Here is a 21,850-nt window from a genome sequence, read left to right on the forward strand (position 1 = left end):
GTGCCCGGCCGGTGCGGTGACCATGACGACGACCACAGGCCCGTCAGGAGGCGAACCCATGCCGGACACGGCACTTGAAGGCAGCACCACCTGGATCCGGCGGTTCCACCCGGCACCCGCTGCCGGGGCCCGGGTGGTGTGCTTTCCGCACGCGGGCGGCTCCGCGAGCTTCTACCGCCCGGTGTCGACGGCGCTGCGTCCCGGCATCGAGGTCCTCACCGTGCAGTACCCGGGGCGTCAGGACCGGCGCGCCGAGAAGCCGTTCACCGACCTGCGGACGCTGGCCGACCGGACCTTCGACGCGCTGGAGCCGTGGCTCGACACCCCGCTGGCGCTCTTCGGGCACAGCATGGGCGCCCTGATCGCGTACGAGATCGCCCTGCGGATGGAACGCGAGTCGCGCCCGCCGACCGTACTGATCGCCTCCGGGCGGCGCGCTCCTTCGCTGGGCGGCAGCGAGAACGTACACCGGCGCGACGACGCCGGGATCGTCGCCGAGATCAAACGGCTCAGCGGCACCGACGCGCGGCTGCTCGACGACCCGGAGATGCTGCGCGCCGTACTGCCCGCGGTACGCGCCGACTACCAGGCCGTGGAGACGTACACGGGCGACCCCGGGGCGGCTCTGTCCTGCCCGGTCGAGGTCTTCGCGGGCGACAACGACTCCCAGGTGACCGCCGAACAGGCACGCGCCTGGCACCGGCACGCGGCCGGGAGTTTCACCGTCCGGTGGTTCTCCGGCGGGCATTTCTATCTCACGGAACAACCGGCCGCGGTCATCGAACGCCTCGGCGAGACCGTCCGGTCGTACAGCTGAATCCGGCACATCGATTTCACCCGGAGGGATTTCCGAGTCCCTCCGGAAGATCCGTCGGTGCCACGAGCCCGCGAAATCCGTGGAAGCCGTGGAAGCCGTGATCCGTGGAATTCCTGGAATGGTGGAGTACGCGAATGAGCGAGACCCCAGAGTCCCAAGACGTCGTCGTCGGCGGGGCGGCGCTGCCCCGGCGGCTCGCGGGTCTGCCCGCCGGGGCGCGCCGGGCGCTGCTCCTCGACCTGGTGTGCGCGCAGACCGCCGCGGTGCTGGAGACGGTCCGCCAGGAGGCGCCGGGGACCGTGCGCGTGGACGCCGGACTGCCGTTCCAGGAGCAGGGATTCGACTCGCTGGCCGCCGTGGATCTGCACGCCCGGCTGGCCGACGCCACCGGGCTGGACCTTCCGGTGACCCTGGTCTTCGACCATCCGACGCCCGGTGCGCTGGCCCGCCGCCTGGAGGACCTGGCGCTCGGCGGTCCCTCGCCGGCCGAGGCCACCGAGCCGGTACGCGGCCCGGTGTCGTCCGACGATCCGATCGCGATCGTCGCCATGAGCTGCCGCTTCCCCGGCGGCGCGGACACCCCGGCCGAGCTGTGGCGGCTGATCGCCGAAGGCCGCCATGTGCTCTCGCCGCTGCCCACCGACCGCGGCTGGGACACCGAGGGGCTCTACGATCCCGATCCGGGCAAGCCGGGCACCAGCTATGTGCGGCACGCCGCCTTCCTGGAGGGGGCCGGGGAGTTCGACGCCGACTTCTTCGGCATCAGCCCGCGCGAGGCGACCGCCATGGACCCCCAGCAGCGGCTGGTCCTGGAGCTGTGCTGGGAGGCCCTGGAGCGGGCCGGTCTCGACCCGCACTCGCTGCGCGGCAGCCGGTCGGGCGTGTTCGTCGGCGCCGAGCCGCAGGAGTACGGGGTCCGCCTGCACGAGGCACCCGACGGGCTCGACGGCTATCTGCTGACCGGCACCGCGCCCAGCGTCGTCTCCGGCCGGGCCGCCTACGCGCTGGGTCTGGAGGGCCCGACGCTCACCGTGGACACGGCATGCTCCGGTTCGCTGGTGGCGATGCACCTGGCCTGCCAGTCGCTGCGGGCCGGCGAGTGCGAACTCGCCCTGGCCGGCGGGGTGGCGATCATCGGCAGCCCCGGAGTGTTCACCGCCTTCAGCCGCCAACGCGGCCTGGCCGCCGACGGCCGCTGCAAACCGTTCGCGGCGGCGGCCGACGGCACGGGCTGGGGCGAGGGCGGCGGCGTGGTACTGCTGGAACGGCTCTCCGACGCGCGGCGCAACGGCCACCAGGTGCTGGCCGTCATCCGGGGTTCCGCGGTCAACCAGGACGGTGCCTCCAACGGCCTGACCGCCCCCAACGGGCCCGCCCAACAGCGCGTGATCCGCCAGGCCCTGGCCACCGCGGGACTCACCGCGGCGGAGGTGGACGCGGTGGAGGCACACGGCACCGGCACCACCCTCGGCGATCCGATCGAGGCCCAGGCGCTGCTCGCCACCTACGGCCAGGGCCGCCCCGACGACCGGCCGTTGTGGCTCGGGTCCGTCAAGTCGAACATCGGCCACACCCAGGCCGCGGCCGGGATCGCCGGGGTCATCAAGATGCTGATGGCCATGCGGCACGGCACGCTGCCCCGGACGCTGCACGTCGACGCGCCGACCCCACATGTGGACTGGTCCGCCGGATCGGTGGAACTGCTCACCGAGGAACGGGCCTGGCAGGCCGACGACCGCCCGCGCCGGGCGGGCATCTCCTCGTTCGGCATCAGCGGGACCAACGCGCACGTCATCATCGAGCAGGCGGAGGACCTCGCGTCGCGACGGGAGCGGCAGGAGCAGCCGTCGACGTCCGCTCTTTCGGCGGTTGGGCGTGCGGCTGTTCCGGCGGTGGGGCCTGCGACTGTTCCTGCTGCGGTTCCTGCTCCCGTTCCTGCTGCGGTTCCGGCGGTGCCGCTGGTCGTCTCGGCCAGGAGCCGGGAGGCGTTGCGCGCGCAGGCCGCGCGTCTGCACGCCCATCTGTCCGGGCACGACACGGATCTGACGGCTGCCGGATACGAACTGGCCACCAGGGCCGCCATGGAACACCGCGCGGTGCTGCTGGCCGACGACCGCGACCACGTGCTGCGCGGCCTGTCCGCACTGTCCGACCTGTCTGATCTATCTGGCCTGGCCGATCCATCCGTCGGCGAGGGCGGCTCCCCCGGGCTGTTCATCGGCGCTCCGGGGGGCGGCCGGACGGCGTTCCTGTTCTCCGGCCAGGGCAGCCAATGGCCCGGCATGGGAAGGGAGTTGTACGCGGCGTTCCCCGTCTTCGCCGAGGCGCTGGACGAGGCCGCGGGGCACCTCGACCTTCAGCTCGACCGACCGCTGCACGAGGTGATGTGGCCCGCCGGAACCGACGACGCCTCGCTGCTGGACCAGACCGGCTACGCCCAGCCCGCGCTGTTCGCCTTCGAGGTCGCGCTCAGCCGGCTGCTCCGGTCATGGGGCGTGACACCGGACTTCGTGGCCGGGCACTCGGTCGGCGAGCTGGCCGCCGCTCACGTGGCGGGCGTACTGACGCTGGAGGACGCGGCCTTCCTCGTGGGTGCGCGGGCCCGGCTGATGCAGGCGTTGCCCGAGGGCGGCACCATGGCCGCGGTACGGGCTCCCGAGGAGCGCGTTCGTGCCCTGATCGGCGACCGGACGGACATCGCCGTGGCCGCTGTCAACGGCCCCGAGTCGGTGGTCGTCTCCGGCACGCGCGACGCGGTGGCCGCGATCACCGCACAGCTCGGCAGGGCGACCGCGCTCCGCGTCTCGCACGCCTTCCACTCCCCGTTGATGGAGCCGATGCTGGCCGAGTTCAGGCAGGCCGCCGAACTCCTCGACTACGCACCTCCGTTGATACCCGTGATCTCCAACCTGACGGGCGCCCCGGCCGACGCCGATCAGCTGTGCTCGCCGGAGTACTGGGTACGTCATGTCCGCGAGGCCGTCCGGTTCGGCGACGGGATGGCGGCGCTGCGGGACGCCGGGGCGGACACGTACGTGGAGGTGGGGCCGGGCGGCACACTGGCCGCGCTGGCCGAGCAGTATCTGACCGGCCCGGCGCTGTGCACGCCCACGCTGCACCGAGACCGATCCGAACCCGCCGAGCTGCTACGGACGCTGGCCCGGCTCCACACGCACGGCAGGACCGTCGACTGGCTGCCCGCTTTCGCCGACCGCCCGGCGGGGCGGGCCGAGTTGCCGACCTATGCCTTCCAGCGGCGGCACTACTGGCTCCAGGTTCCCACTCCCCCGGGCGACGCGGCCGGGTTCGGCCAGACACCCGCCGACCACCCGCTGCTGGGCGCGGCACTGCCGCTGCCCGGCTCCGACGGGCTGGTGCTCACGGGCCGGCTCTCGTCCACCACCCATCCGTGGCTGGCGGACCACGTCGTCCTCGGCACCGTCCTGCTGTCGGGCACCGCCTTCGTCGAACTGGCCGCGTACGCCGGGGAACGGACTCACTGCCCACGCATCGATGAGCTGGCCCTCCAGGCACCACTGGCCGTGCCCGAACGCGGCGGCATCGGCCTCCAGGTCGTGGTGAACGGCCCCGACGAAACGGGCCGCCGAACCGTGGAGATGTACTCCCGCCCGGCGGACGCCCCCGAGGACGTCTCCTGGACGTTGCACGCCACTGGCTTGCTTTCCCCTGACAGGGGCGCCGACAGCGGTCCCGACGCCAGGTCCGAGGACGGGGAGGGGGCTGGGGCTGGGGCTGGGGACGAGGCTGGGGGCGGTTATGCCGCCTGGCCGCCAGCAGACGCCATCCCTCTCGACGTCTCCTCCCTCTACAGCGACCTGGCCGCTCAGGGTTACGCGTATGGCCCGGCGTTCCAGGGCGTGCGGGCGGCGTGGCGGCACCAGGACAGTGTGCTGGCCGAGGTCGCCCTGGACCCGGAGGCGGCGGCCGAGGCCACCTCCTTCGGCCTGCACCCCGCCCTGCTCGACGCCGTGCTGCACAGCGCGGGCTTCCTCGGCGGCGACACCCTGCCCGCCGACGAACAGGCCACCATCCCCTTCGCCTGGTCGGGCGTACGCCTCCATGCACGCGGCGCGGCCACCGTGCGGGCGCGGATCAACGTGCCGGGCGGACAACAGGGCTCCGGCGCCCTGTCGTTGGAGATCACCGACCTGACGGGCGCCCCCGTCGCCTCGGTCGCCTCCCTGGTGTCCCGGCCGATCACCGCCGACCAGGTCCAGGCCGGTGGCCCTGCCGGCTCCGGCGGCCACCCGGTGTACGCCGTCAACTGGCAGTCGCTGGGAGCGTCCGAACCGCCGGCCGCCTCGTCCGCCCCGCCCGGCCGCTGGGCCGTGGTGCGCGACGCGGCCGAACTGCGCGCACTCACCGACGCGGAAGGCGCAACCACAGCGCCGAAGACGATCATCGCCGACTGCACCCCCGCCGAGGACGGCGAGATGCCGCACCGGCTGCGCGTGGCCACCTCGACCACTCTCGCGCTGCTCCAGACCTGGCTCACGGAGGAACGGCCGACCGCCTCCCGCCTGATCCTGTCGACCGCGGGTGCCGTCGCCCTCCCTCCCGGCACCACGGACGTAGACCCGGCGGCGGCTGCCGTGTGGGGCCTGGTTCGCTCCGCCCAGGCCGAACACCCGGGGCGTTTCCTGCTCGTGGACGACGCCCCCGGCGCACACACCCCACCGGAACGTCTGGCCGCCGCGGCTCTGGCAAGCGGCGAACCGGAGATCGCGGTCCGCGACAACGGCACCTGGATCCCGCGCGCCGAGCGTCTGCCGACCCCCGAGGCCGACACCACGTCCTCGTCCCCATCTCCATCTACATCCCTCTGGGACGCCGCGGGCACGGTGTTGATTACGGGTGGTACGGGTGGTCTGGGGGCGTTGGTTGCCCGGCATCTGGTGGCCGTTCACGGGGTGCGGCGTCTGTTGCTGGTGAGTCGTCGGGGTATGGCGGCTGCTGGTGCGGGTGAGTTGGTGGCGGAGCTGTCGGAGCTCGGTGCGGTGGTGCGGGTCGAGGCGTGTGATGTCGCTGACCGTGAGGCGCTGGCCGTGCAGTTGGCCGGTATTGATCCGGATCATCGGCTGACGGGTGTGGTGCACGCGGCCGGGGTTCTGGACGACGCCCTGCTGGCCGATCTGTCCCCGGACCGGCTGGAGACCGTGCTGCGGCCGAAGGCGGACGCGGCCTGGCATCTGCACGAACTGACCCGGGAGATGGGTCTGTCGACGTTCGTACTGTTTTCCTCTTCGGCCGGTCTGCTGGACGCCCCGGGCCAGGCCAACTACGCGGCGGCAAACACTTTCCTGGACGCTCTGGCCCAGCTCCGGCGGAGTCTGGGCCTTCCGGCGCAGTCCCATGTGTGGGGCCTGTGGACGGGCGACGAGGGCATGGGTGCCGGGCTCGGCGCCCTCGGCCTTCGGCGGATCGCGCGCCAGGGCCTGGCACCGCTGTCCCCCAGCGAGAACCTCGCCCTGTTCGACCGCGCGCTGGCCACCACCGACACGGCCGTCGCACTGACGCTGCGGATCGACCGGGCAGCGGTTCGCGCCCGCACCGACGGCGTTCCCCCACTGCTGCGAGGCCTGGTCCGCGCACCCCTGCGGACCGCTGCCACCACGACCGGAGCGCAGGGATCGACCACGGCCGGGCTGCCGTTCGCACGACGACTCGCCGAACTCACCGAACCCGAGCGCGACCGGTTCGTCCTCGACCTGGTCTGTGGTCGCATAGCCGCCGTCCTCGGCCACGACAGCGCCGGATCCATCGACCCGGACCGATCGTTCCAGGACCTCGGGTTCGACTCCCTGGCCGCCGTCGAACTACGCAACCTGCTCTCCACCGCGACCGGCCTGCAACTACCCGCCACCCTGGTCTTCGACCACCCCACCTCCCGCGCACTGGCCGCCCTCATCACGAACACGGCCCTCGGCACCGCGCCCACGCCGACCGCCACCTCGGTACGAGTGTCTGCTGCGGATGAGCCGGTGGCGATCGTGGGGATGGCGTGCCGGTATCCGGGTGGTGTGGGTAGTCCTGAGGAGTTGTGGCGGCTGGTGGCGGAGGGCGTTGACGGGCTCTCGCCGTTCCCGGCCGACCGGGGCTGGGATCTGGGACGGCTCTACGACCCGGGGTTGTCGCGGCCGGGGACGAGTTACGTGCGTGAGGGCGGGTTTCTGGAGGGTGCGGCGGGTTTTGATCCGGAGTTCTTCGGGATCTCGCCACGGGAGGCGCGTGAACTGGATCCGCAGCAGCGGTTGTTGCTGGAGGTTTCGTGGGAGGCGCTGGAACGGGCCCGGATCGTGCCGGAGTCGCTGAAGGGGACGCCGGCCGGGGTGTTTGCGGGGGTGATGTATCACGACTATCCGACGGGGGCGAGTGCGGGCAGTGTCGTGTCGGGGCGTGTCGCCTACACGCTGGGTCTGGAGGGTCCGGCTCTGACCGTGGATACGGCGTGTTCGTCGTCGTTGGTGAGTGTGCATTTGGCGGCTCAGGCGTTGCGCAACGGTGAGTGCACTCTGGCTCTGGCCGGTGGGGTGACGGTGATGTCGACCCCGGAGTCGTTTATCGAGTTCAGCCGTCAGCGGGGTCTTGCGCCTGACGGGCGGTGCAAGTCGTTCTCGGAGGATGCTGATGGCACGGGCTGGTCGGAGGGGGTGGGGGTCCTTGTCCTGGAGCGGCTCTCCGAGGCGCGGCGCAACGGTCACCGGGTGCTGGCGGTCGTTCGGGGTTCGGCGGTCAACCAGGACGGTGCGTCCAATGGGCTGACGGCTCCGAATGGTCCTTCTCAGCAGCGGGTGATCCGGCAGGCACTGGCCAGTGCGGGACTGACGGCGGCGGATGTGGATGCGGTGGAGGCGCACGGCACCGGCACGACCCTCGGTGACCCGATCGAGGCCCAGGCACTGATCGCCACGTATGGGCAGCACCGGTCCGGGGACCAGCCGTTGTGGCTGGGGTCGCTGAAGTCGAACATCGGGCATGCCCAGGCGGCGGCCGGGGTGGCCGGTGTGATCAAGATGGTCATGGCCATGCACCACGACCTACTGCCCCAGACCCTGCACGTCACCGAACCGTCCACACACGTCGACTGGACGGCCGGGGCAGTGGAACTGCTCACCCGGGCCCAGCCCTGGCAACCCAACGGCCACCCCCGCCGAGCGGGCGTCTCCTCGTTCGGCATCAGCGGCACCAACGCCCACCTCATCCTCGAAGAAGCCCCGAACCTCCCAAACGACACTCCGGCCGGACCCGCTCCGGCCCTTCCCGCCGTGCCATGGGTGCTGTCGGCCCGCACCCAGGAAGCGCTGCAGACGCAGGCGGCGCAGTTGGCCGCTCATGTCGCGGGGCGGGATCTGGACCTGGCCGACGTGGCCTACTCGCTGGCCGCCACGCGTGCCGCGCTGGAGCACCGTGCGGTGGTGGTTGGAGCGGATATGGCTGAGCTGGTGGGTGGGCTGGAGGCGGTGGCCCGGGGTGAGTGGCTGGGTGGGGTGCCGGTCGGTGGTCGGCTGGCGTTCATCTGCTCCGGCCAAGGCAGCCAACGCCTTGGTATGGGACGGGAGTTGTATGACGCCTTCCCGGTGTTTGCCAGTGCCTTGGATGAGGTGATCGGGGAACTGGACCTGCCGCTGCGGGAGGTGATGTGGCCCGCGGACGACTCTGCCGGACAAGGGCGTCTGGAGGGTACGGAGTTCGCGCAGCCTGCACTGTTCGCTCTGGAAGTGGCGCTGGGCCGACTGCTGGAGTCGTGGGGTGTTCGGCCCGATTACCTCGCGGGGCACTCCATCGGCGAACTGGCCGCAGCACACCTGGCCGGGGTGTTCTCCCTGCCGGATGCGTGTGCGTTGGTAGCAGCCCGGGCCCGGCTGATGGGTGCGCTGCCTGTCGGGGGTGCGATGGTCGCGGTGCGGGCCACCGAGGACGAGGTCGCGGCGGTTCTTGAGGGTCTGGAACGGGTGGCGATCGCGGCGGTCAACGGCCCCGAGGCGGTGGTCATCTCCGGCGAGGAAACCGCAGTAGTGCAGATCGCGGCCCACTTCGAGCACACCCGGCGCCTACGGGTCTCCCACGCCTTCCACTCGCCGTTGATGGACCCGATGCTGGCTGCCTTCCGCGAGGTCGCTGCTCAGGTCACCTTCCACCCGCCGGTGATTCCGCTGGTCTCCAACCTCACCGGCACCCTCGCCGACCCGAAGGAACTGTGCACACCCGAGTACTGGGTACGGCATGTACGCGAGGCGGTCCAGTTCGGTGATGGGATACGGACGTTGCGCGCCGAAGGCGTAACCACGTTCCTGGAGATCGGCCCCGACGCCACCCTCACCGCCCTGGCCGACCAGGACGGGGACGCCGTTCCCGCTCTGCGCCGGGACCGCCCCGAAGCCGCACATCTCCTGCGGGCCCTGGGCGACTTGCACACCCGAGGCATCCCCGTCACCTGGCCCACCCTCTTCAAAGACCAGCCCACCCACCCCATAGACCTGCCCACCTACCCCTTCCAGCACAAGCACTACTGGATGCACGCCACCCAGGACACGGTGGATGTGCAACAGGCGGGACTGGAGAGTGCCGAACACCCGTTGCTGGGCGCGGTGGTGGAGCTGCCCGGCTCGGGGGATGTCGTCCTGTCGGGCCGCCTGTCGGTCGAGCGACAGCCCTGGCTGGCCGACCACACCGTCATGGGCACCATCCTGTTCCCCGGCACCGGCTTCGTCGAACTGGCCATCCGAGCAGGCGACGAAGTGAACTGCCCGGTGTTGGACGAACTCACACTGCACGCCCCGCTCCCCCTGCCCGAACACGGCGGCGTGGCAGTGCAGGTGATGGCAGCCGCCCCTGATCAAGACGGCCACCGACACCTACGCATACACGCACGACCCGAGAACGCCGCACCCGACGAAGAATGGACCCTGCACGCCGAAGGCATCCTCACCCCCGACACCACCCCCACCAACACACCAACAGACATGGAGATTTGGCCGCCGGAGCGGGCGGTTGTGGTGTCGTTGGAGGGCTTCTACGAGCGGCTGGCCGGGCTGGGGCTTGCGTACGGTCCGGTGTTCCAGGGCGTGTCTGCGCTCTGGCAGCGCGGGGATGAGGTGTTCGCCGAGGTCGAACTCCCTGCCCAGGCCATCGAGCAGGTCACGGGCTTCGGGCTGCATCCGGCACTGTTCGACGCCGCCCTGCACGCCCTGGCGGGCACCGGCGAAGACGACGGTGACGATGGCGGGCAGGAGCCGGGCGTGCATCTGCCGTTCGCGTGGCAGGGCGTGCGGCTGCACGCCTCGGGAGCCACCGCACTGCGCGTCCACCTCCACCCCGCCGGACCAACTTCCACCGCCATCCACCTCGCCGACGTGCACGGAACCCCCGTCGCCACGGTGACCTCCCTCACCACCCGCCCCGCCCCAGCCACGAACCAGACCAGCCACACCGTTCGCCAGGCCCTCTTCCACCTCGACTGGACACCCATCCCAGCCCCAAGCGGCCATGACAGCGCGGCTGCGGGGCTGGAGGCTCTGCGCATCCACCAGGTCTCGGCCCAGGCGGGCGATGGCCCGGCTGCTCTACGGATGGCACTCTCGGACACTCTGCACGCCCTCCAGTCCCCGGGCACCGAACCAGAGGGCGGGTCCGGCTCCACGCCGCTGATCGTCCTCACCCAGCACGCAGTGTCCGTCACCGACACAGACCTGCCCGTGGACCTGGCCGCGGCAGCGGTATGGGGTCTGGTCCGCTCCGCCCAGGCCGAGACACCCGGCCACCATCTCCTCATCGACACCGACAACCACCCCGACTCCCAGACAGCACTGCCCTCTGCTGCCGCCTACGCCCTGGCCACCGGCGAACATCAACTCGCCCTCCGCGCGGGGCAGATCACCATCCCCCGCCTCACCCACACCCCGGCACATACAGCGGAAGATCCCACGCCGTGGAACACCACCGGCACCGTCCTCATCACCGGCGGCACCGGCGGTCTGGGAGCGTTGGTCGCCCGGCATCTGGTGTCCGGGCACGGAGTGCGGCAGCTGCTGCTCGTGAGTCGTCGGGGCATAGCGGCTCCCGGCGCAACCGAGCTGATGGCGGAACTGTCCGAACTCGGCGCCACCGTCCACGTCGAAGCGTGCGACGTCGCAGACCGTCACGCTCTGGCCGCCGTCCTCGCGGGCATCGCCCCAGAACATGCCCTCACTGGTGTGGTGCACACGGCCGGGGTTCTGGACGACGGGATGCTGCCGTCCCTGACCACCGACCGGCTGGACACCGTCCTCCAGCCGAAAGCCGACGCGGCCTGGCACCTGCACGAACTCACCCAGGACATGAACCTGACGGCCTTCATCCTGTTCTCCTCCATCGCCGGGATCTTCAGCGGTGCGGGCCAGGCCAACTACGCCGCAGCGAACGCGTTCTTGGATGCTCTGGCTCGGCACCGGCTGGGCCTGGGACTACCGGCACAGTCGCTCGCTTGGGGGCCCTGGGAGCAGGCGGAGGGGATGGCGGGCCGGCTGACCGGCCAGGACCGTGCCCGACTGGCCCGCTCCGGCATCCAGCCCCTCACCGACGAGGAGGGCTTGGCTCTGTTCGACACGGCTGTGGCTTGCGGGAAAGCCCTCGCAGTCCCGGTCCGCTTGAACCTGACCGCTCTGCATGCGGTGGATGGGGAGGTTCCGGCCGTCCTACAGGGGCTGGTCGGGCGGCAGGGCCGTCGCGCGAGCGTGCAGGCCGGGCAGGGCTCCTCGCTGGCGCGTCGGCTGCATGGCCTGGACGAGGACCAGCAACTGTCGCTCGTGGCAGATCTGGTGGGCGTTCAGGTGGCGGTGGTGCTGGGCTTCGGCCCGGAAACGGTGATCGAACCAGGCCGGGCATTCAACGAGATGGGCTTCGACTCCCTGACCGCGGTCGAATTCCGCAACGCCCTGGCCACCGCCACCGGCCTGCACCTGCCCGCCACCCTCGTCTTCGACTACCCCACCATCACCGCCCTCGCCCACCACCTCCTCACCCACCTCCACACCACCCCAGCCAGCAACAACAACACCGCAACCCCGGTACGGGCAGCCGACACGGACGAGCCGATGGCAATCGTCGGAATGGCATGCCGCTACCCGGGCGGAGTGAACAGCCCCGAGGACTTGTGGCAACTGGTCGCCGAGGGCACCGACGGGCTCTCGCCGTTCCCGGCCGACCGCGGATGGAACCTCGGGCGGCTCTATGACCCCGAGTCCGCACGGCCGGGGACGAGTTACGTGCGTGAGGGCGGATTCCTGGAGGGAGCGGCGGGCTTTGATCCGGAGTTCTTCGGGATCTCCCCACGCGAAGCACGCGAACTGGACCCACAGCAGCGGCTGCTGCTGGAAGTCTCCTGGGAGGCACTGGAACGCGCCCGGATCGTGCCCGCCACCCTCAAGGGCACCCCCACCGGAGTGTTCGCCGGCGTGATGTACCACGACTACCCCACCGGGGCGAGTGCGGGCAGCATCATCTCCGGCCGCATCGCCTACACCCTCGGCCTGCAAGGACCCGCCCTCACCGTCGACACCGCCTGCTCGTCCTCACTGGTGAGTCTGCATCTGGCGGCTCAGGCCCTGCGCAACGGCGACTGCGGCCTCGCCCTGGCCGGCGGCGTCACCGTCATGTCCACCCCGGACACCTTCATCGAATTCAGCCGCCAACGCGGCCTCGCACCCGACGGACGCTGCAAATCCTTCTCCGAGAACGCCGACGGCACCGGCTGGTCCGAAGGCGTCGGCATCCTCGTCCTGGAACGACTCTCCGACGCCCAACGCAACAACCACCAAGTCCTGGCCGTCATCCGGGGCTCAGCAGTCAACCAGGACGGCGCCTCCAACGGCCTCACCGCCCCCAACGGCCCCGCCCAACAACGCGTCATCCACCAAGCCCTCACCAACGCCGGCCTCACCCCAACCGACATCGACGCAGTCGAAGCACACGGCACCGGCACCACGTTGGGTGACCCGATCGAAGCCCAGGCACTCATCGCCACCTACGGACAGGACCGGCCCGAGGAGCGGCCGTTGTGGCTGGGGTCGCTGAAGTCGAACATCGGGCATGCCCAGGCGGCGGCCGGGGTGGCCGGTGTGATCAAGATGGTCATGGCCATGCACCACGACCTCCTGCCCCAAACCCTGCACGTCACCGAACCCTCCACACACGTCGACTGGACGACCGGAGCGGTAGAACTGCTCACCCAGGCCCAGCCCTGGCAGCCCAACGGACACCCCCGCCGAGCCGGTGTCTCCTCGTTCGGTATCAGCGGCACCAACGCCCACCTCATCCTGGAAGAAGCCCCTCAAGCCGAACATCCTGAGCAGAGTGGGCAGACCGCCCCGGCTCTCCCGGTGGTGCCGTGGGTGCTGTCGGCCCGTACCGAACCGGCGCTGCGGGCACAGGCCGCACAACTGGCCGCCCACATCACCGAGCACGGTCTCGCGCCTGCCGATGTCGCCCACTCACTGGCCACCACCCGCGCCGGACTGGAGCACCGGGCGGTAGTGGTCGGTGCGAAGACGACCGAGCTGTTGGACGGGCTCGCCCAGGTCACCAAGGGCGAAGCGGGGGCGAACGTGGTCACGGGCGTGGCCCGCCCGGGCAAGCTCGCGTTCATCTGCTCCGGCCAGGGCAGCCAACGCTCGGGCATGGGAAGGGAGTTGTACGACACCTTCCCGGTGTTCACCCGCGCCCTGGACGAGGTGACCGAAGAACTGGGCCTGCCCCTGCAGGAGATCATGTGGCCTGCGGAACAGACTGAAGGCCACGGCCGCCTGGACCGTACAGAGTTCGCACAACCGGCACTCTTCGCACTGGAAGTGGCGCTGGGCCGACTGCTGGAGTCATGGGGTGTACGGCCCGACTACCTCGCCGGACACTCCATCGGCGAACTGACCGCAGCACACCTGGCCGGCGTATTCTCCCTGCCCGACGCCTGTGCCCTGGTAGCAGCGCGCGCCCGATTGATGGGTGCACTGCCCACAGGCGGCGCGATGATCGCAGTACGGGCCACCGAACACGAAGTTACCGCCGTCCTGGCGGGCCTGGAACAGGTGGCGATCGCGGCGGTCAACGGCCCCGACGCCGTCGTCATCTCCGGCGAGGAAACCGCCGTACTCCAGGCCGCAGCCCACTTCCCGCACACCCGACGCCTACGCGTCTCCCACGCCTTCCACTCCCCACAGATGAACCCGATGCTCGCCGCCTTCCGCAAGGCCGCCGCCCAAGTCACCTTCCACCCACCAGTCATCCCCCTGATCTCCAACCTCACCGGCACCCTCGCCGACCCCAAAGACCTGTGCACACCCGACTACTGGGTACGCCACGTACGCGAAACCGTCCGCTTCAACGACGGCCTGCAAACCCTCCGCACCGAAGGCGTGACCACCTTCCTGGAAATCGGCCCCGACGCCACCCTCACCACCCTGGCCGATCACGACGGAGACGGAATCCCCACCCTGCGCCGGAACCACCCCGAACCCACCCACCTCATCCAAGCCCTTGCCCGCCTCCACACCCGGGGCATCCCCATCACCTGGCCCACCCTCTTCAAAGACCAGCCCACCCACCCCATCGACCTGCCGACCTACCCCTTCCAGCACAAGCACTACTGGATCGACGCCGTGACTCCCCCGGCCAGTGACGTGGCGGATCTCGGTCAGACCTCGGCAGGCCATCCCCTGCTGGGCGCGGCCATTGCCCTTCCCGGTGCCGGTGGGCTGGTCCTCACCGGTCGGCTGACGAGCGACTCTCCCGCCTGGCTGGAGGATCACCGCATCCTGGGGACGACCCTGCTGCCAGGCGCGGCGCTGGTGGACATGGCCCTGCACGCCGGTGGCCGGGTCGGCTGTCCGGTCGTCGAGGAGCTCATTCAGGAGGCGCCGCTGCCCGTACCCGAGCAGGGCACGCTGGCCCTTCAGGTGGTGGTGGGTGCGGTCGACACGACGGGCCGTCACAGCGTGGAGATCTTCTCTCGCGACACGGACGCCCCGGACACCGGCTCCGACGCGATCTGGACCCGGCATGCGACGGGTGTGCTCCGCCCGGCGACGGAGGCCACCGAGCCGCCACCAACTCACGAAGAGGCGTGGCCGCCGCCGGGCGCCTCCGTCGTGCCGATCGACACGCTCTACGAGGACCTGGCCGCCCAGGGGTACGGATACGGGCCGGTCTTCCAGGGCGTGCGTGCGGTATGGCAGCGCGAGGGCGAGGTCTACGGCGAGATCGCGCTGCCCGAGGGCGCCACGGACGTGGCGGCGTACGGGCTGCACCCGGCGCTGATGGACGCGGCGCTGCACTTCACTGACGTACTGCCTGCGGAGGAGGGCGAGGACAGGGACAGCACCCGCATACCGTTCGCCTGGAACGGGTTCACGCTGCATGCCCGAGGGGCGAGTTCGCTGCGCGTCCGGATCTGGACGACAGGTCCAGGCGTGGTGTCGCTGGACATGCGCGACGCTGCGACGGGCGCGCCGGTGGCGTCCGTCGAATCGCTCGCGATGCGGCCGGTGACATCGCGGCAACTGGACACCGGTCTGCGCTTTCTCCACCGGGTGCAGTGGGTGCCGTTGCCGACCGACGCGTCCCGGGCGGCGCCGTCCAAGTTCGCCGAGCTGGACGAAGTGCTCGCTGCGGAGCCGTCGTCCCCAGTGCCCGACGTGGTCACCCTGTGGCTGCGCCCGGATGCGATCGACAGGACCGACGGCAGCCGGATCAACCACTCCGTGCCGCAGCAAGCATTCCACACCACCACCACGGTGCTGGACGCGTTGCGCGGCTGGCTGGCCGACGAGCGCTTCGCGGCGTCCCGGCTGGTCGTGGTGACGCGGAACGCCGTCCATGCCGCCGAAGCCACCGCCGACACCGACGCCACCGCGGACACCGAAATCGACGCCGACTCCGCGCGGCTCGACGAACCGCTCGACCTCGGCCAGGCTCCGGCCTGGGGTGTGCTGCGGGCCGCTCAGGCGGAGAACCCCGGCCGGTTCATGGTGGTCGATGTGGACGGTTCCGCCGAGTCCGTCCGTGCGCTGCCGGCCGCGGTGGCCACGGGTGAGCCGGAGATCGCCCTGCGCCGGGGCCGTGCCCTGGTCCCCCGGCTGGGCCGGGTGAGGGCGGCCGATGACGGGTCGTCGTGGGACGGTTCGGGGACCGTGCTGGTGACCGGGGGCACGGGCATGCTGGGTGCGCTGGTGGCGCGGCATCTGCTGGTCGAGCACGGGGTACGGCATCTGCTGCTGACCAGCCGCCGGGGGCCGGACGCCCCCGACGCCGCCCGGTTGTCCGCGGAACTCACCGCGCTCGGCGCCACCGTGACGCTGGTCGCCTGCGACACCGCCGACCGGGACGCGATCGCCGGGCTGTTGGCCGACATCCCCGCCGAGCATCCGCTGACCGCCGTCGTGCACGCCGCCGGCGTCATGGACAACGGAGTGCTGGCCGACCAGACGCCGGAACGCGTGCGGCGGGTGCTGCGTTCAAAGGTGGACGGCGCGTGGCACCTGCACGAACTGACCCAGGACATGGACCTCTCGGCCTTCGTGCTGTTCTCCTCCGCAGGTGGCATGGTCCTGGCGGCCGGACAGGCCAACTACGCCGCGGCCAATGTCTTTCTCGACGCGCTGGCCCACCATCGCCGGGCCGGGCAGCTGCCCGCCACCTCGATGGCCTGGGGGTTGTGGGCGGGCACGGCGGCGGCCGGAGAGGCCGGCGGCGCGTCGATCGACGCCGGGCGCGTCGGGCGGCTCGGCGTGCTGGAGCTGGCGCCCGAGGAAGGGCTGGTCCTTTTCGACGCGGCCCTGGCCTGTGGGGAGACCCTCACGGTGCCGGTGCGGCTGGATCCGGCGGCGGTCTGGGCCCGCCCGGACGAGTTGCCGGCGCTGCTGCGCGGGCTGGCACCGGACCGTTCCGCGAAGGACGTCCGGCAGACTCCCGCGGCAGCTGCCGCCGTGGCAGCCGATCAGCCGTTGTCCGCGCGGCTGGTGGGGCTCTCCTGGGAGGAGGCCGGGCGGGTGCTGCTTGATCTGGTACGGACACATGTGGCGGAAGTACTGGGATTCGACGGCCCGGAGGCGGTCGTACCCGAGCGCGGCTTCCTCGACATGGGTGTGGACTCGCTGGCCGCGCTCGAACTGCGCAACCGGCTCTCCAGCGCCACCGGGGAGCATCTGTCCGCGACGCTCATCTACGACTACACGACCATCGTCTCCGTCACGGAGTTCCTGCGTACGGAACTGGTCGGGGAGGAATCGGCGGTGGGTGCGGACCGCGTACTCGACGAGGAGCTGACGCGCCTGGAGTCGGCGCTGCTCGCCGCGGAGCCCGGGGCGACGGACGCGGCCCGGATCGAAGACCGGCTGCGCGCTCTGGCCGCCAGGTGGGCCGAGACCCACCGGCGGGCGGGCACTGCGGCTCCGGCCTCAGGGCCGGGTTCCGCCTCGCAGGACGAGGCGCTGGAAGCGGCCACCGCCGACGAGCTGTTCGACATCCTGGACGAGGAGCTGAGGGACCACGGCTGAGGATTCGAGGCCCCGCCCGACCCGGCGCCCCGAGCGGACGGACCAAAACACCGTCGCCGCCCGGGGCCGGGCCACCTCCTACGCCGTACGGGCCATGCGGGCCGGACCGACCGGGCCGACCGGGCCGACCGGAGAAGCCATCACCTCTCCGAACCGAACCGAACCGACCCGAACGGACCCCTGCGGTCAGCCCAAAGTCACCCGCAGGACGCGGTCCGCGCCATCCGGCTCGCCTCCGTTGGCGTCGGCGTTGGTGGTCGCCAGCCACAGCTGTTCGCGGCCGGGCACCTTGACGACCGTACGGAGCCGGCCGTACGTGCCGATGTAGTACGCCGTCGCCGTGCCCACGTTCTCGGTGTCGCCGTCGATGGGGATGCGCCAGAGGCGCTCGCCGCGCAGGGCGGCCATGTAGACGACGTTGTCGGCGATGGCGATGGCGCTGGGCGAGGCCTCGCCGGTGGTCCAGGTCTTCTTCGGGTTGGTCATCCCGGCGGTCGAGCAGGTGCCCTCGCAGGTGGGCCAGCCGTAGTTGGCGCCGGGCTTGATCAGGTTCAGTTCGTCGAACCGGGTGTTGCCGAACTCGGCCTCCCACAGTCGCCCGTTGCGGTCGAAGGCGAGTCCCTGGGGATTGCGGTGGCCGAGGCTGTAGACGTGGTTCCCGAAGGGGTTGCCGGGGGCCGGCTGCCCGGAGGTCGTCATGCGCAGGATCTTGCCGTTGAGGGAGTTCCGGTCCTGGGCGAGGGCGGTGTTCTGGGCGTCGCCGGTCGTGGCGTACAGATAGCCGTCGGGGCCGAAGGCGAGCCGTCCGCCGTTGTGGTAGCGGGCCTTGCTGATGCCCTGGAGGATCACCGTGTAGCCGGTGAGCGAGGTGCCGTTGTACGTCATGCGGGCGATGCGGTTGCCTTCGGCGGCGGTGTGCATGAAGTACACGTAGTGGTTGGTGGCCCAGCCGGGGTCGACGGCCACGCCCATGAGTCCGCCCTCGCCGCCGGTGGTCTGGCTGTTGGGGACGGTCCCGACCTGGGTCTTGGCGCCGTCGGGGGTGACCTTCCAGACCCGGAAGTCGTCGCGCTCGGTGACCAGGGAGTGGGAGCCGTCGGGCAGCCAGCCGACGCCCCAGGGGACGGTCAGCCCGGTGGTGATGGGGGTGACGCCTGTCGGTACGCCGGCGACTGCCGCCGGGGCGGTGGTGCCCGCGGAGTCGGCGGCGTCGGCGGTGTCGGCCTGGGCCGTGCCGAGTCCGGGGACTCCCGTGAGCAACAGCCCGGTCAGGGACAGGGCCGCGCCCGCGGTCAGTGCTCTACGGGGCATGCGCTTGCTGCTGGTCGTTCGCATCGGTCCTCCAAGTGGGGGTTGGAAGGGATCTGGTGGTGCGTCACACCCGGCGAGGGGCCTGTGAGGCGCCTCGCGGGGGATGGGAACGGGGGACGGCCGGCGGGGCTGCCCGCGGTACGGGCGCGTCGACGAGCGTCCGTACCAGACCGTGGTCGGGGGACAGCTTGCACACTGGATCGGTGCGGGAGGCGTCGCCGGTGAGCGCGTACGCCTGGCAGCGGCAGCCGCCGAGGTCGGTTTCCCGCTCGGGGCAGGAGCGGCAGGGTGCGGCCATCCAGTCGGTGCCCCGGTAGCGCTGGAACGCGGGCGAATAGCGCCAACTCCACTCCAGGGAACGGCCTTTGACGTTCGGGGCGTCGAGCCCCGGCAGTGTGGCGGCGGCCGGGCAGGGAAGCACTGTGCCGTCGGGGGCCACGGTCAGCGAGACGGCACCCCAGCCGCCCATACATGGCTTGGCGATCCCGTCTATGTAGTCGGGCACCACCCACACCACGTCCACCCGACCGGCGAGTTGTTCCCGCCGGGCCTCGACGACGGCCCGCGCCCGCTCGATCTGCTCCCGGCCGGGCAGCAGCCGGTCCCGGTTGACCAACGCCCAGCCGTAGAACTGGGTGTTCGCCAGCTCGATCCGCTCGGCGCCCCAGTCCAGGGCCAGATCGAGGAGGGCGCCGATCGCGTCCAGGTTGTCCCGGTGGAGTACGACGTTCAGACCCAACGGCAGTCCCGCCTCCCGGACCAGGGCCGCGGCCCTTCGCTTGGCGGCGAAGGAGCGGGTCCCGGCGATCCGGTCGGAGGCGGCGGATTCGGCGTGCTGCACGGAGAGTTGGACACTGCGCAGCCCGCGGTCGATGAGGGCCGTCAGCCGCTCCCGGGTCAGGCCGACGCCACTGGTGACCAACTGGGTGTAGATGCCCGCCGCGTCGGCCGCCTCGACGATCTCGGGCAGGTCGCGCCTCAACAGCGGTTCACCACCCGAGAGGTGGGTGTGAACGACGCCCAACTCCCCTGCCTGGCGCATGACTTCGGCCCACTCGTCGGTACGGAGTTCCGCGGATCTCCGTACCAGTTCCAGGGGGTTGGAACAGTAGGCGCAGTGCAGCGGGCAACCGTGCGTGAGTTCCGCGAGCAACGCCCAGGGCGGGGCGATGGGCGCGGCGGAGGTCTCGGTCATCGGATCCAGCCCTCCTCGCGCATCCGCCCGAGAAACTCCGGAACCTCCGTGGCGACGGACGCGCCGGGAAAGCGCTCGGCCAACTCCGCGACGATCGCCGCGACTTCGCGTCGGCCGTCGCAGAGCCGCAGGATCGCGCCCGCGCCGCCCCGCAGCACGACCACCCGTTCCGGCATGAGCAACAGGTCGGTGCCGCGCACCCGATCGTGCCGGAGCATCACGGACCGGCTCAGCGCCGGAGTCCAGTGCCCGGCGTCCGCAACGGCACCTTCACTTGCCTCCGCGCCCGCCCTCGCCTCCACGCCCGCGTCCGTGGCCGAGGCGTGGTCGCCGGGGAACGCCTCCTTAAGAGGCAGGGGTTTCACGGCCCCTCCCCCGCCCCGTCCACGGCGTCGAGCAGCGACCACAGCACCTCGCACTTGAAGGCGAGTGCGGCGACGGCCCGTTCCTGTTCCTCGCGGGTGAGCGCCCACCGTTCGACCAGTGCGAGTGCCTCGGCGCTGTCCCGGCTGCCCTGCTCGACGCGGGTGCGGAAGTAGGCGAGCCCTTCGGCCTCGATCCACGGGTAGTGGTGCTCGAAGGCGGCGATGCGGGTGCGCATGATGCCGGGAGCGGACAACTCGGTGAGGGAGGCGGCGACGGCCTCCAGCGGGGACCTGAGCCGGCAGAAGTTGACGTATCCGTCGACGGCCAGCCGCACCCCGGGCAGTACGTCCTGGGCCGACCACAGCCGTTCCCGGTCGAGCCCGGCCGCCTCGCCGAGCCGCAGCCAGCGCTCGATGCCGCCTTCCCCCTCCCGTACGCCGTCGTGGTCGACGATCCTGCGCAGCCACATGCGGCGCAGTGCCGGGTCCTCGAACTTGGCGAGGATCAGGGCGTCCTTGACGGGGATGTGCCGCTGGTAGTGGAAGCGGTTGGCGATCCAGCGGCGCAGCTCGGCCGGGGTCAGGGTGCCCTCGTGCATGCGTACGTTGAAGGCGTGGCGGTCGTGGTAGCGGGTGGCGGCGATGTCGCGCAGCCGCTCTTCGAACTCCAGGCGGCTCCAGGGGTTCTGCCGGTCCTGGGCGGTCGTGTCCCGTACAGGTGTTGTCGTCACAGCTCGATGACCATTCCGTCGGCGGCGACCTCTAGTCCCCGGTCGGCCAGTTGTTTGTGCCGGTCGTCGTCCGGGTCGGTCAGGGGGTTGGTGTTGTTGAGATGCGTGTACAGGCAGCGGGCGCGCAGCCCTGCCAGTCGGTGCGCGGTGCCTGCGGGGCCGTCGATCGGCAGGTGCCCCATGCCGCTCGCGGTCCTGCTGGAGATGCCGGTGCGTACGGGCTCGTCCTCGTCCCAGAAGGTGCCGTCGACGATGACGCAGTCGGCAGCCTCGGCGGCCTCCTGCAACGCCTGGGGCCAGGCGGCGAGGGCGGGGCCGTAGACGAGGGTCTTCCCCGTGGAGGGTTCGCGGAGCACGAGGGCGACCACCCAGTGGGGGTCGTCGTCGCCCGTTCCGGCCGCGTACCGGGGGCGTTTGGCGGCGACGGGCACGGCGGCGGCCTCCAGTTCCGGGCCGAGTGGCAGGGGAGCCGTGCCCAACTCCCGCCAGAGCAGCTCCGTGTACGGTCCGAGCACGGCTCCGAGGCGCGCGCCTGCGAGCAGTGCCTCGCGTACCGGGGCGGTGGCGACCAGTTCCACGCCGTCCGCCTCGCGCAGCCGCGCGACGCCGAGGGTGTGGTCGAGTTCGGCGTCGGTGAGGACGACGCCCGCGACCGGCGTCTGCCGGGCGCCGGGTCCGGGGTGCAGCGCGGGGGTGTCCTCGATCTGGTCCCCGATGTCGGGGGTGGCGTTGACGATGTACCAGCGACCGGCGTCCGCTCGCACGGCGAGGGACGCGTGGCGGCGGCGCCGCTCCGGATGGGCGCGTGCCCCGGCACAGCCGGGACACGCGCAGTTCCACTGGGGCAGTCCGCCGCCCGCCGCGGTGCCGAGCACCTGCAGCAGCAC

Annotated in this window: 6 protein-coding genes and 1 pseudogene; 2 read left to right on the plus strand and 5 right to left on the minus strand. The window is 71.3% G+C overall.

What is annotated here, in order from left to right; translation table 11 throughout:
• Positions 1–58 precede the first annotated feature (58 nt).
• Positions 59–817 carry a thioesterase II family protein gene (locus ACN20J_RS08205; RefSeq protein WP_419665616.1) on the plus strand — a complete coding sequence of 253 codons (759 nt, stop codon included), beginning with the start codon at positions 59–61 and terminating at the stop codon, positions 815–817.
• A gap of 170 nt (positions 818–987) precedes the next feature.
• Positions 988–17,361, plus strand: a pseudogene (locus tag ACN20J_RS08210) (SDR family NAD(P)-dependent oxidoreductase); the annotation flags it as partial.
• Between the two features lie 186 nt (positions 17,362–17,547).
• Here ACN20J_RS08210 and ACN20J_RS08215 read toward each other — a convergent pair.
• From ACN20J_RS08215 to pqqB, 5 genes are read right to left on the minus strand one after another with little or no spacing between them, the layout of a single operon-like run.
• A complete protein-coding gene (locus tag ACN20J_RS08215; protein WP_419665617.1) occupies positions 17,548–18,696 on the minus strand; it encodes a PQQ-dependent sugar dehydrogenase in 1,149 nt (382 codons plus the stop codon).
• 40 nt (positions 18,697–18,736) lie between these two features.
• Positions 18,737–19,867: a pyrroloquinoline quinone biosynthesis protein PqqE gene (gene pqqE / locus ACN20J_RS08220; RefSeq protein ID WP_419665618.1), complete on the minus strand. Its 1,131-nt coding sequence runs from the start codon at positions 19,865–19,867 to the stop codon at positions 18,737–18,739.
• Positions 19,864–20,232: a pyrroloquinoline quinone biosynthesis peptide chaperone PqqD gene (gene pqqD / locus ACN20J_RS08225; RefSeq protein ID WP_419665619.1), complete on the minus strand. Its 369-nt coding sequence runs from the start codon at positions 20,230–20,232 to the stop codon at positions 19,864–19,866. The genes pqqE and pqqD overlap by 4 nt, the downstream gene beginning before the upstream one ends.
• Positions 20,229–20,903: a pyrroloquinoline-quinone synthase PqqC gene (pqqC, locus tag ACN20J_RS08230; protein ID WP_419668855.1), complete on the minus strand. Its 675-nt coding sequence runs from the start codon at positions 20,901–20,903 to the stop codon at positions 20,229–20,231. The genes pqqD and pqqC overlap by 4 nt, the downstream gene beginning before the upstream one ends.
• Before the next feature lie 56 nt (positions 20,904–20,959).
• On the minus strand, positions 20,960–21,850 hold the full coding sequence (gene pqqB, locus ACN20J_RS08235; protein WP_419665620.1) for a pyrroloquinoline quinone biosynthesis protein PqqB: 891 nt from the start codon (positions 21,848–21,850) through the stop codon (positions 20,960–20,962).

Source organism: Streptomyces sp. 2-1, assembly GCF_048564895.1.
Taxonomy (GTDB): domain Bacteria; phylum Actinomycetota; class Actinomycetes; order Streptomycetales; family Streptomycetaceae; genus Streptomyces; species Streptomyces phaeochromogenes.